We start from the raw sequence: 12,575 nt of genomic DNA, 5'->3' as shown, positions 1-12,575 counted from the left end.
CTCCGTCAGCTATTGGACCGGATCGGATGATCGACTTCATTCGCCAGTTTTTCCTCGATCTCTACGAGGTGGCGCCGCGCTGGAACTTCATTTTCTTTCACGATCCGGTTCAATGGGAACGGGTCGTGGAGGGATTTTGGGTGACGCTCGAGCTCTCGGTCGCCTGCGTCATTTTCAGTGTGCTGATAGGCATCGTCGGAGCCTGGGCGCAGGGATCTCCAAACCGAGTCCTGCGCGCCGTGGTCCAAGGCTATATCCAGTTTTTCCGGAACACCCCGCCTTTCGTGCAGTTGCTGTTCTTCTATTTCGCGCTCGGGCAGTTCACGCCGACCTATTCGCCGGATGGCTGGCTTGAGGTTCCGGTCATCACCAATGTCGGCTGGGCGATCATTTCTCTCAGCTTTTTTGCGGGTGCCTTTAACGTGGAGATCTTCCGCTCAGGGATCGAGGCGGTTCCGGACTCGACCAAGGAAGCGGCGGAAGCACTCGGCTTCAATCGGTTGCAAACCTACATATACATCGTTTTTCCGCTCGCTTTCCGGGTCAGCCTGCCGGCCTTGAATAACAACCTGGTCAACTTGGTGAAGACCACGACGCAGGCTCTCGCGATTGCCGTTCCGGAGCTGCTCTACCAGTTCGTCGGGATCTGGAACGATTATCCCTCGGCGATGTATCCGTCGCTGACCATGGTGTTTCTGATTTATATCGGCCTCGTCGGCATCCTGGTCTTTTCCATGCACCGTTGGGAAAAGGCGATGCGCATTCCCGGGTACGGGCTGTGAACGCGCGCCGGATCCCAGGCGTTGCCGCTCCGGCCACGACCGATCTGCCGGTGCTTCTCCCGCTCGATCGGGCGAAAGCCCGTGGTCCGGACCCCTATTTGCTGACCCGGTGGCTCGCCGGTATTCCGCTATGGGTCCCGGTGCTGCTCGCATTCGTGAGCGGCCTCTGGCCGCTTGCCGCAGAGGCCGCGTTCAATACCACCGATGCGTTTCAAACCCTGTTCCGCTGGCTCTGGTTCCTGACGTCTAAGGGTTTTCTTTTCAACGTGCTGATCTCCTTCTTCGCAATGGCGATCGGGACAGCGCTCGGGGCGGTGCTGGGGTTGGCGCAGATCTCGCTCAATCCGGCGGTTCGGATTGCGGCGAAGTTCATCACTCAGGCGTTTCGCAATTCGCCTTGGCTCGTCCTGCTCTACATCGTTCTGCTCGCCTTTCCGTTTGAAATCGTGATTGGCGACATGATTATTCCGGTGCCGGACTGGATGAAGGCTGTGATCGGCCTCAGTCTGCCGGTCATGGCGAACATTTCCGAGATCGTTCGGGGCGCCGTGCAGTCGGTTCCGACGGCGCAGTGGGAGGCCTCAGAGTCTCTTGCTTTCACCCGCACGCAGACGCTCTGGCGCATCATCCTGCCGCAATGCTTCAAGCGGATGATCCCGCCCTGGATGAACTGGTACGCAATCCTGACTATGGCGACCCCGCTCTGCTCTCTGCTTGGCGTCGAGGAGTTGCTCACTCTGAGCCGGCAGGCCATGGAGTCCGCCGGCAACCAGCCGGAACTTCTGGTGCCGTTCTATGGCTTCGCGCTGCTCATTTTCTTTGCCTACTGCTATCCGATCGCCCGTCTTACGGTCCGCCTCGAGCGGCGGTTCGCGGTCAAGCTTTGAAGGAGGCCGATCTCATGACGACGGCGACGTGGACCCCCGACCAGCCGATGGTCAGCGCGAAGGATGTGTACAAGTCCTTCGGCGACGTTGAGGTGCTGAAAGGCATCTCCATGGACGTCATGAAAGGCGAATGCGTCTGCATCATCGGCCCCTCCGGTTCCGGGAAATCGACGTTCATCCGATGTATCAATGCACTCAACGATATCCAGAAAGGTTCGATCACGGTCGAGGGGCAGGAGGTCAACGATCCCTACCTGGACAAGCTGGAGCTGCGCAAGAAGGTCGGAATGGTGTTCCAGCAGTACAACCTGTTCCCGCACAAGACCGCCCTCGAAAACATTATGATGGCGCCTGTTCTGGTTCTGAAACAGGACAAGGACAAGGTTGAAGCGCTGGCCCGGGAGTTGATCCGAAAGGTGCGGCTCGAAGGCAAGGAAAATAGCTATCCGGGAGAACTTTCTGGCGGCCAGCAGCAGCGTGTCGCCATTGCCCGATCGCTTGCCATGTATCCTGATGTGATGTTGTTTGACGAGGTCACCGCGGCGCTCGACCCGGAGACAGTGAAAGAGGTGCTGGTTACGATCCGCGAACTGGCGGAGGAGGGCATGACCTGTATCCTCGTCACGCATGAGATGGGATTTGCCCGCGAGGTGGCGAACCACATCTATTTCACCGACCGGGGGATCATAGTCGAGCATGGCCCGCCCTCGACATTCTTCTCCGAGGCGAAGGACCCGCGCACGAAAGAGTTCCTGAGCCAGATTCTCTAGCGACTCAGGCCAACATCCCTGCCTCGGCTGCGATCGCGTCGGCGAGGAAATTCATCATCGCGGCGACGCGCTCGGTCTTCATCAGGTCGGGATGGGTCGCGACCCATAGATCGAACTCGATCCGGTCCGGGAAGTGCGGCGCCGGAACCAGGCTGGAGCTGTTGCGGGCGACGAAGGATGGCAGCATGGCGATACCAAGGCCGGCCTCCGCCAGCCGGGCGAGTGTAAGGAAACTGTCCGCCGACAGATGGACGGCGTCCCCGATGCGCCTGTCCTGCCAGTCCCTTACGACGGTGCGCGGTAAGCTGATGGCGAGCCAGCGGTGATCCTGCGGCTCTGCGCTGGGGTGGCTGGCGAGATAGTCGGGATGCGCGTAGACGGCGAGCCCCATGGAGCAGATCCGCCGTCCTGTGAGCCCCTCCGGCTGGGCCGATGTCGGGCGCAGGGTGATTTCCGCCTCCGGACGCGCCATGTCGACATGGCGGTTCGAGACCACCAGATCGACGCTGAGCTTCGGATGCAGCCGGGCGAGGTCGCCGAGGATCCGAGGCAGGATCAGGTCGGCGACGGAGTCGGTCGTGGTTAGCCTGACGGTGCCTTCCAGCCCTTTGCCGAGAGTCGGGATGACCCGTTCGATGCGCCGGGCCGTACGCCCCATGCTTTCGATGGCAGCGAGCATTTCCCGCATTTCTGTTTTTACCCGGTAACCGCCGGGCGGGCGTTCGAACAGGGTGAGACCGATATCCTTCTCGAACGAGGTGATGCGGCGCAGGACGGTCGCGTGATTGACGCCGAGCGCGCGGGCGGCGGCGGAGAGCGATCCGCGCTCCGCCACCGCGAGAACAAATTGAAGATCGTCCCAACGGATATTGTGCATCATCGCACACTTTTCGGTGAAGTTTTAGGGAATGTACAGAAATTTGCGCGGCGATAGCCTATAAGAACAATCAATCATAAATGTCTGAAACGGGAGAGTGATCATGCGGAAAGTCTCTATCGCGTTGGCCGGAGCGGCCGTCGTCGCGACGCTTGCCGGCACGTCGGCCTTCGCGGACGGCCATCTCGAGAAGGCCATCGAGGCGCGCAATGCTCAGATGAAGCTCTATTCGTGGAACCTCGGCATGCTTGGCGGCATGGCCAAAGGTACGGTCGAGTACGATGCGGCGAAGGCCAGTGCCGCGGCGTCGAATCTCGCGGCCCTCTCTGCGATGAGCTCGCAGGGCATGTGGCCGGAAGGTTCCGACAGTTTCGCGATGGAAGGCAAGACCCGGGCGATGCCGGAGATCTGGACGACCTATCCGGCGATTTCCGAGAAGGGCGCGGCCCTCAAGGACGCCGCCGCGAAACTGGCAGAGGTCGCCGGCAATGGACTGGACGCCCTCAAGGGCGGTGTCGGCGATGTCGGCAAGGCCTGCGGCGATTGCCACAAGCAGTTCCGTATGCCGAAGTAAGCGCGTCCGGATGTCTCCGGAGCCGGAGATCCGGCTCCGCCGGAATTGAGGAGCTCGTCTATTGGCCGGTCGAATGCGTGGAGCGCTGCTTGGAGCCGCCGCCCTTGGTGTACTCGGAGTTGCGGCGGCCTGGTTTATCTCCGCGCCGGCTCGGATCGATGCGGACGACCTGCCGGCACAGGCCGGAGATCCGGAGAGGGGTGCGGCCTTGTTTGCGGTCGGCGGGTGCGTCTCGTGTCATGCGCTCGAAGGTGCCAAGGGTGCGGATCGGCTTGTGCTTGCGGGCGGCCGGGCCTTCAGGACCGATTTCGGAACCTTCCGTGCACCGAACATCTCGCCCGATCCGGAGGCCGGTATCGGGCGCTGGGAGGCGGTCGATTTCGTCAATGCGATGAAATTCGGCACGGCGCCGGACGGAAGCCATTTCTATCCCGCCTTTCCCTATACGTCCTATGCGAGGATGAGGGACGAGGATCTGCTCGACCTCTGGGCCTATCTGAGGATTCTGCCGGCGAGCGGCCGTGCGAACGAACCGCATGAGATCGGTTTTCCGTTCTCGGTTCGCCGCGCTGTCGGCTTCTGGAAACTGCTCTATCTCGATTCCGGTCCGGTCATTCCGGTCGATGCGGAGCTCGAGCGTGGGCGCTATCTCGTCGAGGGGCCGGGGCATTGCGGAGAATGTCATACGCCGCGCACGGCGATCGGCGGCCCGGACCTCGCGCGATGGCTCGGCGGCGGTCCTAATCCGGACGGTGAGGGGACAATCCCGAACCTGACCCCGGCAGGGAAGACGATATCGTCATGGTCCGAAGCCGATATCGCCGAATATCTGAAGTCCGGTTTTACGCCGGACTTCGATACGGCGGGTGGTTCCATGGCCGATGTCGTGACCAACACCGCTCTGCTCAGCGACGCCGACCGTCTGGCGATTGCCCGATACATCAAGGCCTTGCCGCCGGTCGGTCCTGCCGAGTAAAGCGCGGCCGGGCGCTGCTCGTCAGGCAGCTTCCGCAGTCGCGTTCCAGCCCCGGATGGCTTGCCGGATATCTTCGGGAAGTTCGACGAACTCGGCCCCGAAGCCCTTCACTCTCTTGCGCTGGCGAATGACCTTGGCCTTTACGGTCCCTAGTCCCATCAGGTCGATATTCACTTCGGTGCCTGCCGGCAGCTGGTGATCGGTCCCGATCTCGACGCCGGTCTCGGAAATATCGCTGATTTCGCACATATGCCATGTCCCGCCGACCTGGATCCGCGAGCTTGCCATTACGGTTCTGCGTTCCGCTTCCCGGCGGTTCCCGGCCGCGGACTCGCGCACGATGACGGTGAGGCGGTTCTGCAGTTCCTGCATCTTCTCGGCGATGGCGGATGCCGAGGTGCTGACTTCACGGGACATCGCGCCATTCTCGTCCGCGGCATCGGCAACGAAAGAAATCTTCGTCGATACCTCTTTCGTACCCGCGGCGGCTTCCTGGATATTGCGGGCGATCTCGTCCGTGGCCTGGGTTTGCTGGCCCATCGCACCGGTGATCTGCTCGGAGATATCGTTGATCTTCTGCACGGTCTCTTCGATGCCGCGCATCGCCGAGACGGCCTCGGTGGCGATCGACTGGATGCTGCGAACCTGCTCGGAGATGTCCTCGGTGGCGCCGCCCGTCTGGTTGGCCAGCGACTTGACCTCGCTTGCGACGACGGCGAAACCCTTGCCGGCCTCTCCGGCGCGCGCGGCCTCGATTGTCGCGTTCAGCGCGAGAAGATTGGTCTGCTCCGCGATATCGGTGATCAGGCCAACCACCTGGCCGATCTTTTCCGCCGCGTTCGCGAGGCCTTCCACCGTGACATTCGTGCGCTCGATCTCGCCCGCCGCTTCACGGGCAATGCGGGTGGATTCCTCGATCTGCCGACCGATTTCCTGGATCGACTGGGCCATCTCTTCGGAGGCGGCGGCGACGGTGTTCACATTGACGGTCGCTTCCTCGGAGGCGGCCGAAACGGCGAGGCTCTCGTTTTTCACGCTCTCCGCCGATGATGTCATGGAGGCGGAGCGATCGCGCATCTGATCCATTTCCTTGGTGATGGCGGCGACCGCGGTCTGCAGTTCCTGCTCCAGCTGGTCGCTGAGGCTCAGCATCGCCTCTTGCAGGCGGCGCTGCTGTTCCTCCTGCTCCTTGTGACGGGACTCGGTCATCTGCTCCAGCTCGATGCTGGCTTCCTTGAAGACGGAAACAGCTTCTGCCATGCCGCCGATCTCGTCCCGGCGTCCGAGGGAAGGCACATTGACGCTGTAATCTCCCGTCGACAGCTTCGCCATCGCCGAGGTGAGCTGAATGATCGGTCTTGCGATGACGGTACCGACTCCGATCCCGGCAAGCAGGCCACCGAGAAGCCCGAGGAGTGAGAGTCCGAGGATGACCTGAAACGCGGTGCGTTCGTGCTGCTCAGCGGTGATCAGGGACTGTGCGGTATATTTCCCGATCTCCAGCTGGATCGCCTCGAGCTCCTGATCGAGCTTGGTTTCCAGGATTTCGGCTTGCCCGGCGAGTTCCGTCGCCTTGGCGAGATCGCCCGCAGTCTGTGCCGCGAAGACCTGCTCTGCCAGCCTCTCGTATTCCAGGTGGTGCTGCTTTGCGATGTTCACCTGTTCGGAGAGCATACGAAATTCGCTGGAGGCGTCCGCGTGGCCGAGTTGTTTCGTGCTTTGGATCGCGTGAGCGAGCTTCTCGGTGATCAGGTTGAATGTCTCGTCGGCTTTCTTGCTCTGCGTTCCGAACTTTCCGACTTCTTCCGAATAGGCCGCGTCATTGTCTCCCTCCTGTGCGCGAATGCCGGCAAATCGCATCGCTTTCTCGAAATGGATCGCCTGTTCTAGTTGTAGGATGGTCACTTCGGTGACTTCACGCGTGAGCGGCATGTCTTCCTCGGCGATCTCCTTCAATTCAATGCCGATCCAGTTCATCGAGAGCACCGCGTAGGCCAGTGCAATCAGTGGAAGGGGCAGGGTCACCAGGCAGACGCTGATGATCTTGGTCTTGATCGGGAGGGACGAGAACATAACCAATCTACCTTCTGGATGCGCAATTATTGCGATGTGATCTCGGACTATTTGTGACTCTTGGTTAATTCAAAATCGCACGGGTTTTCTGCCTTCTCAAGCTGAAAACTTGATTTTCCGCAAAAATGAAAATTCCTAGTAAATTGTGTAGCGAAATGATTAACAAGTAATTGAAATAAGGAGAATGTTGTCGGGCGAAATGTGAATCAAAATGTTGCTGATTTATTTCCCGTTATATTGCAAAGTTTTTATTTAATTTATAAATATAAGAAAAATATGGAAAATTATAATATAAGTACAAGGTTTGGGGGATTGGGAGGTGACGGGGGCGATGCGGTGCCCCGGCGCGTCAGCAACACCTTGGCGGGGCGGGCGAGGTTCTATCCGATCGTGTGATGCGACGAGTTCTCTTATTCAGGCTCGAGGCATGTGCGGAGACCTTGGATAAATCGGCAGAGACAGCGCCACCTGTGACAATCGCCTGTATCAGGCGCCTGCGACGTGATGAATGCATATGCCTGTATTGCGGGAAATTTGAGACCTCAGGAGAGGTGGTGCCGGAGGCGATCGACACGAAGCAGTCGGCCGCCAATAGATTGGCTTTCCCGGAATTGCTTGATGGAGCGCACAGGAGAAAGGCGCTTGTTCGGCCCCGGACGAAGTGCCGGTGCCGAACAAACCTCATGGTTCGTATTTATCGACGCTGAACCTTGATGCGCTTCGGGTTCGATGTCTCGGGAGACAATTTCGCGATCATGACCGTCAGCACACCGTTTTCGTGATGCGCGGTGACCTTGTTCGCATCGGCATCAGGCGGGAGCCTGAAAACGCGCCGGTAACTTCCATACTGACGTTCCGAGAAGAAGTAATTGCGATCCTTTTCCTCGCGCGTCGATCGTTTCTCGCCGAGCACTGTCAGGGTGCTGTCGTGCAGTTCGACCGAAATGTCGTCTTCCTTTACGCCGGGCAGTTCGATCGCGATCTCGTAATACTCCGGTTTGACCGAGGCTTCGGATGCCGGTGCCAGGAACTCGGCGATACGCTCGCCGAACTGGCGGACCGGCGCATAGAGCTGGGACAACCAGTCTGGCGCCGCATTGGATTGTGAGACTTTTTCAACCATTTTCGCTCCTCCGTCGAACGCGTCACGATTGGGTTTCATCTCACTATCCGACCAATCGCGCGTGCGGGCATTGACCTCGGTCAAATCTTCGGGGGCGTAACGGGTGAGGTGTCGTGCATCAATCCATTTCCGTGCCGGAAAGGGGTTCGCGCTTTCGGCCAGGCTCGCGAATGCGCTAAGACTGAGTGGCCTTCGCTGACGTAAAGGTCCGGCTTCCGCACAACAGGTTAAAGGCATGGTGGGGCGGGGAGCCTGATCGATCTTCTTTCGCCGGTCGCGGGATTTCGCAGGACCGACTATCAAAAGGAACCGCAAACAATGCCGATCAAGAACCGTATTGCCGAGTTCGATGCCGAGATGCGCGAGTGGCGGCACGATTTCCACATGTATCCGGAGATCTGTTACGAGGAAACCCGGACCGCCGGGATCGTCGCGGAGAAACTGCGCTCCTGGGGCATCGAGACCCATGAAGGAATCGGCAAGACTGGCGTCGTCGGTGTGATCCGCGGAAACGGGTCGGGCTCAGGCGCCATCGGCATCCGTGCCGATATGGACGCGCTTCCGATGCAGGAGGTTTCCAGCCCGGAATACAAGTCGAAGGTGCCGGGCAAGATGCATGCCTGCGGCCATGACGGACATACCTCGGTCCTGCTCGGCGCGGCCAAGTATCTCGCCGAGACCAGGAATTTCGACGGCACGGTGCACCTGTTCTTCCAGCCCGCCGAAGAAGGCGGCGCCGGCGCCAAGGCGATGATCGAGGACGGCCTGTTCGAGCGCTTTCCCTGCGATGCGGTCTACGGTCTGCACAACATGCCGCAGATCCCGAAGAACAGGTTCGCGATCCGCAAGGGGCCGCTGATGGCCGGCGCCGATAGCGTGACCATCACCATCAAGGGCCGTGGCGGACACGCAGCGATGCCGCATATGGCCATCGATCCGATCGCCATCGGCACGCAGATCTACCAGGCGGCCCAGACCTTTGTGTCGCGCGCCATCGATCCGTTCGAGAACGCTGTGGTTTCCATCACCCAGTTCCATGCCGGTACCGCGAACAACGTCATTCCGGGCGAAGCGATCCTGAATGCGTCCGTGCGGACCATGACGAAGGCGACGCAGGCGCTGATCAAGGACAAGTTCCAGAAGCTCTGCGAGGGACTGGCACTCGCCAATGGCATCGAGATCGATTGCGTCTACCGGGAGGGCTATCCGGTGACCTCGAACCATGACGCGGAGGTCGAGCGGATCGTCGCCGCGGCGGCGAGCGTTGTCGGCGCGGATGCCGTCGATACCGATACGGATGCCCTGATGGGCAGCGAGGATTTCTCCTACATGCTGGAAGAGCGTCCCGGTGCCTACATCTTCCTCGGCGGCGGGGACGAGACCCATACCCACTCGGTCCACCACCCGGAATACGACTTCAACGACGAGACCCTGACGACCGGGGCCAGCCTCTGGGCGGCGCTGGTCGAGGCGGAACTGCCGCGCGCAGGCTAAGTCCCCCCGCGCAACCCGAACTGAAGCGGCCGGTATCGCATCGCGCGTACCGGCCGTTCAGCTTCCTGTTGCTCCACCACTCTTCAGATGCGAGCTTCCTTCCTCTGCGTGCAGGGCGTTCGCTATGAGGTTGGGAATGAGCCAGGAAAGAATGTCGCTGACCGAGATGCTCGGCATCGACACGACAATCAATATCGTCGATGTCGGCGCCAATCCCCATGCGGGCAGCGGGCTGCCTCCTTATGACGCTCTGCTGAAGCGCGGCAAAGTCCACTTGGTCGGCTTCGAGCCGAACCCTGAGGCGCTTGCGGTCCTGCAGTCTCAGAAAGGGCCAAATGAGACTTATCTTCCGCATGCCGTCTATGACGGCAGCGTCCAGACCCTGAGGCTGTGCCAGGCACCCGGCATGACCTCCTTGCTGGAACCCAACATGGCGGTCCTGGGGGCTTTTCACGGGTTCGATCAATGGGGCAAGGTCATCGCCCGGGAACAGATCGAGACCGTCCGGCTGGATGACGTCGCCGAAATCTCCGATCTCGATTTCCTGAAGATCGACATCCAGGGCGGCGAGCTCGAGGTCTTCCGTAACGGAACGCGGAAACTGGCCGACTGTCTCGTGATCCAGTCCGAGGTCGAGTTCCTCGAGATGTATGAAGGCCAGCCGCTTTTCACCGACGTGGATCTGTTTCTGCGCGAGCGCGGCTTCGTACTGCACCGGTTCGTGGAGCCGACCAGCCGGACCATCAAGCCGCTCATCGTCAACAACGATCCTTATGCGGGGCTCAGCCAGCTGATGTGGGCGGATGCAGTCTTCGTGCGCGATTTCACCCGTTTCGGAGAGCTCGCGCCCGGGAAGCTTCTGAAGCTCGCGCTGATCCTGCACGACGTCTTCAGCTCTTTCGATCTCGCCCTGCGCGCGCTGCTGGTGCGGGACGCCATGGTCGGCGAGCGGCTCGGACAGACCTACCTGCAGAAACTTCAGATCGCCTGATCAACATTGCCGTGCCGGACGGGCGCTTGTGAGGGCGCGGGATCGCGGTCACGCTTGCCTGCGAATCAAATCAAAGGAAGGGGGGGGGAGAGCGATGACATCGCCTCAGTTCGATTTCGGGAAAGTGGTGCGACAGGATCTTCCTGCGCCGGCCGCCGGGCGGTGGAACGGTTTTCCGAAGTTCAATTTTGTCGGCGGACACAACGCGCCGGAAAACATTCCGACGGAGGATCTGATCGCGGCTGTGACGCGGGTTCTGCAACGCGAAGGCAGCACGCTGGCGACCTACAATCTGGAAAGCGGCCCGCAGGGTTACAAGCCGCTTCGCGAGTTCGTTGCGGAAAAGCTCGCCCGCGACGCCGGGATGACCTGCAGTGCGGACGACGTTCTCATCACCTCCGGATCACTGCAGGGACTCGACCTGATCAACGCAGTGCTGCTCGCCCCGGGCGACACGGTTCTGATCGAGGCCGCGACCTATGGCGGGACCCTGACCCGGTTCCAGCGTCTCGGCGTGACGGCGGTCGGCATCGGCCTCGACGAGCACGGCATGCGGATGGACGAACTGGCATCGGCGTTGAAGACGCTCACCGCCGAGGGCCGGAAGCCGAAGTTCATTTACACAATCCCGACGGTGCAGAACCCGACTGCCTCGATCATGCCGCTGGAGCGGCGGCAGGAACTCCTGCGCCTCGCGACCGAGTACGATGTGCCGGTGGTCGAGGACGAGTGCTACTCGGATCTGATCTGGAGTGGCGAGCGCCCGCCCGCCATGCATGCGCTCGACGAGAGCGGTCGGGTGATCTTCGTCGGCTCCTTTTCGAAATCCATCGCGCCGGCCCTGCGGGTCGGTTTCGTGGTCGCACCCTGGGCGTTCATGGCGCGGATGCTGCCGCTGAAAACCGATGCCGGTTCGGGTGCACTTGAGCAGATGGTGCTCGCCGAGTATTGTCAGGAGCATTTCGAAAAACACGTGGCGGCCCTCAACAAGACCCTCAAAGCGAAATGCGATGCTCTGGTCGAGACGGTCGAGGCCAGCTTCGGAACGGCAGCCGAGTTCGAGCGGCCGCCGGGCGGGATTTTCCTCTGGGTGAAGCTTCCGGCGGAGGTCGATACCTCCAGGCTGGCCAAGGAAGCCGCGAAGCACGGGATCGAGATCAATCCCGGCGCCGAATGGTCCATTGAGGGACCGGATGCGAAGCGCGCGCTCAGGATCTGCTATGCCAATCCGCCGATCGAGACCATCCGCAAGGGCGTGGCGGCGCTCGCCGAGGTCTGCCGTGAGGAATTCGGTGTGCCGAAGACCGTAGCGAACCGCTAGGTCGGTGCAACGGGTCTCGCCTCGGGCTCAGCCCCCGAGGCGAAGGTCCGGGAAGAACCCGAACATGATCGCCATGATGAGGAAGATCAGGGCGGAGATCATCGAATACTCGGCAAACCTTCGGTAGGTCTGCGAGAGGACTGCGCCGATGATCCGCTGGGCGATCTTTTTCGGTGGGCGGTCTTCCTTCGCCAGAATGATCCAGAGCTCGGTCTTGCGGTAGGGCCGGGTTGGTGCCCTGCGGGCATAGTGGAATAGGACGGCTGCAACGAGCAGGCAAAGGATACATCCGGCTCGCGCTGCGACCGCCGGCTCGTAGCTTAGGCTCATGACGATGCAGACGATCGCGAGCGCGGCAAACCCGCTCGCCCGTCCGACGGAAATAATGGCGGCGTTCTCGATCGCTTCCATGCAATGCGCTCCGCGCGCTGCCTTTCGACCTGCAGCCTAAAGCAATTAGGTCCGGGCGGTGCCCGGGCAAGCGAGTTGGGGGCAGTGCATCTGCATTTCAGACCTCACCCCTATCCGCATCACCTCATTGCCATGTCTGGCTGAATTGGCCCGGGCCAAAATCGCCTTTGAATTTCAGACAGTGGAAAGGGCCGTATCCATCACTGCCGTGAGCTGTTCCAGTGGCAGTGTGAGGAAAATCCGTACCTGTCCGGATGGGGCTTCACGTCTATCCATGCATGTTTCGAGGAGGGAGC

General features: G+C 60.7%; 12 protein-coding genes. 8 read left to right on the top strand and 4 right to left on the bottom strand.

The window, feature by feature from the left end:
- Positions 1 to 26: 26 nt before the first annotated feature.
- The 3 genes from IG122_RS07400 to IG122_RS07390 are packed head-to-tail and all read left to right on the top strand — an operon-like array spanning position 27 to position 2,439.
- On the top strand, positions 27 to 782 hold the full coding sequence (locus tag IG122_RS07400) for an amino acid ABC transporter permease (RefSeq protein ID WP_193182017.1): 756 nt from the start codon (positions 27 to 29) through the stop codon (positions 780 to 782).
- Positions 779 to 1,669 (top strand): amino acid ABC transporter permease, encoded by an 891-nt coding sequence (locus IG122_RS07395; protein WP_319024836.1) that lies wholly within the window; start codon positions 779 to 781, stop codon positions 1,667 to 1,669. Before IG122_RS07400 ends, IG122_RS07395 begins: the two co-directional genes overlap by 4 nt.
- Positions 1,670 to 1,683: 14 nt before the next feature.
- A complete protein-coding gene (locus tag IG122_RS07390) occupies positions 1,684 to 2,439 on the top strand; it encodes an amino acid ABC transporter ATP-binding protein (protein ID WP_319024835.1) in 756 nt (251 codons plus the stop codon).
- Positions 2,440 to 2,443: 4 nt separating this feature from the next.
- Here IG122_RS07390 and IG122_RS07385 read toward each other — a convergent pair whose 3' ends face one another.
- Positions 2,444 to 3,319 carry a LysR family transcriptional regulator gene (locus IG122_RS07385; RefSeq protein WP_193182013.1) on the bottom strand — a complete coding sequence of 292 codons (876 nt, stop codon included), beginning with the start codon at positions 3,317 to 3,319 and terminating at the stop codon, positions 2,444 to 2,446.
- Positions 3,320 to 3,419: 100 nt separating this feature from the next.
- Between IG122_RS07385 and IG122_RS07380 the strand changes: the two genes are divergently transcribed.
- Together IG122_RS07380 and IG122_RS07375 are read left to right on the top strand one after the other, a co-directional pair.
- On the top strand, positions 3,420 to 3,890 hold the full coding sequence (locus IG122_RS07380; protein ID WP_193182011.1) for a c-type cytochrome: 471 nt from the start codon (positions 3,420 to 3,422) through the stop codon (positions 3,888 to 3,890).
- A gap of 73 nt (positions 3,891 to 3,963) precedes the next feature.
- On the top strand, positions 3,964 to 4,866 hold the full coding sequence (locus tag IG122_RS07375) for a cytochrome c (RefSeq protein ID WP_193182009.1): 903 nt from the start codon (positions 3,964 to 3,966) through the stop codon (positions 4,864 to 4,866).
- A 21-nt stretch (positions 4,867 to 4,887) separates the two neighbouring features.
- On the opposite strand, the gene IG122_RS07370 is transcribed toward IG122_RS07375, so the two are convergent.
- Positions 4,888 to 6,939, bottom strand: coding sequence for a methyl-accepting chemotaxis protein (locus tag IG122_RS07370; RefSeq protein WP_193182007.1), 2,052 nt, complete (start codon positions 6,937 to 6,939; stop codon positions 4,888 to 4,890).
- 694 nt (positions 6,940 to 7,633) lie between these two features.
- Positions 7,634 to 8,446 carry an Hsp20/alpha crystallin family protein gene (locus tag IG122_RS24425; RefSeq protein ID WP_319024834.1) on the bottom strand — a complete coding sequence of 271 codons (813 nt, stop codon included), beginning with the start codon at positions 8,444 to 8,446 and terminating at the stop codon, positions 7,634 to 7,636.
- On the opposite strand from IG122_RS24425, the gene IG122_RS07360 reads away from it, so the two are divergent.
- The 3 genes from IG122_RS07360 (at position 8,381) to IG122_RS07350 (ending at position 11,868) form a co-directional block, all read left to right on the top strand.
- Positions 8,381 to 9,556 (top strand): M20 aminoacylase family protein, encoded by a 1,176-nt coding sequence (locus tag IG122_RS07360; RefSeq protein ID WP_193182005.1) that lies wholly within the window; start codon positions 8,381 to 8,383, stop codon positions 9,554 to 9,556. The genes IG122_RS24425 and IG122_RS07360 overlap by 66 nt on opposite strands.
- Positions 9,557 to 9,692: 136 nt before the next feature.
- Positions 9,693 to 10,547, top strand: coding sequence for an FkbM family methyltransferase (locus IG122_RS07355; protein ID WP_193182003.1), 855 nt, complete (start codon positions 9,693 to 9,695; stop codon positions 10,545 to 10,547).
- Positions 10,548 to 10,641: 94 nt separating this feature from the next.
- A complete protein-coding gene (locus IG122_RS07350) occupies positions 10,642 to 11,868 on the top strand; it encodes an aminotransferase-like domain-containing protein (RefSeq protein ID WP_193182001.1) in 1,227 nt (408 codons plus the stop codon).
- A 27-nt stretch (positions 11,869 to 11,895) separates the two neighbouring features.
- Here IG122_RS07350 and IG122_RS07345 read toward each other — a convergent pair whose 3' ends face one another.
- A complete protein-coding gene (locus IG122_RS07345; RefSeq protein WP_193181999.1) occupies positions 11,896 to 12,279 on the bottom strand; it encodes a hypothetical protein in 384 nt (127 codons plus the stop codon).
- Positions 12,280 to 12,575 lie beyond the last annotated feature (296 nt).

The sequence above is a fragment of the Nisaea sediminum genome, from assembly GCF_014904705.1.
Taxonomy (GTDB): domain Bacteria; phylum Pseudomonadota; class Alphaproteobacteria; order Thalassobaculales; family Thalassobaculaceae; genus Nisaea; species Nisaea sediminum.
Note: the sequence above shows the minus strand (reverse complement) of the source record. Positions and strands in the feature narration are given on the sequence as shown.

Bases quoted from the DNA above. Each gene is read 5' to 3' on its own strand.
- IG122_RS07345 (WP_193181999.1), bottom strand. From the start codon at position 12,279: ATGGAAGCGATCGAGAACGCCGCCATTATTTCCGTCGGACGGGCGAGC.
- IG122_RS07350 (WP_193182001.1), top strand. From the start codon at position 10,642: ATGACATCGCCTCAGTTCGATTTCGGGAAAGTGGTGCGACAGGATCTT.
- IG122_RS07390 (WP_319024835.1), top strand. From the start codon at position 1,684: ATGACGACGGCGACGTGGACCCCCGACCAGCCGATGGTCAGCGCGAAG.
- IG122_RS07360 (WP_193182005.1), top strand. From the start codon at position 8,381: ATGCCGATCAAGAACCGTATTGCCGAGTTCGATGCCGAGATGCGCGAG.
- IG122_RS07375 (WP_193182009.1), top strand. From the start codon at position 3,964: ATGCGTGGAGCGCTGCTTGGAGCCGCCGCCCTTGGTGTACTCGGAGTT.
- IG122_RS07385 (WP_193182013.1), bottom strand. From the start codon at position 3,319: ATGATGCACAATATCCGTTGGGACGATCTTCAATTTGTTCTCGCGGTG.
- IG122_RS07380 (WP_193182011.1), top strand. From the start codon at position 3,420: ATGCGGAAAGTCTCTATCGCGTTGGCCGGAGCGGCCGTCGTCGCGACG.
- IG122_RS07370 (WP_193182007.1), bottom strand. From the start codon at position 6,939: ATGTTCTCGTCCCTCCCGATCAAGACCAAGATCATCAGCGTCTGCCTG.
- IG122_RS07400 (WP_193182017.1), top strand. From the start codon at position 27: ATGATCGACTTCATTCGCCAGTTTTTCCTCGATCTCTACGAGGTGGCG.
- IG122_RS07355 (WP_193182003.1), top strand. From the start codon at position 9,693: ATGAGCCAGGAAAGAATGTCGCTGACCGAGATGCTCGGCATCGACACG.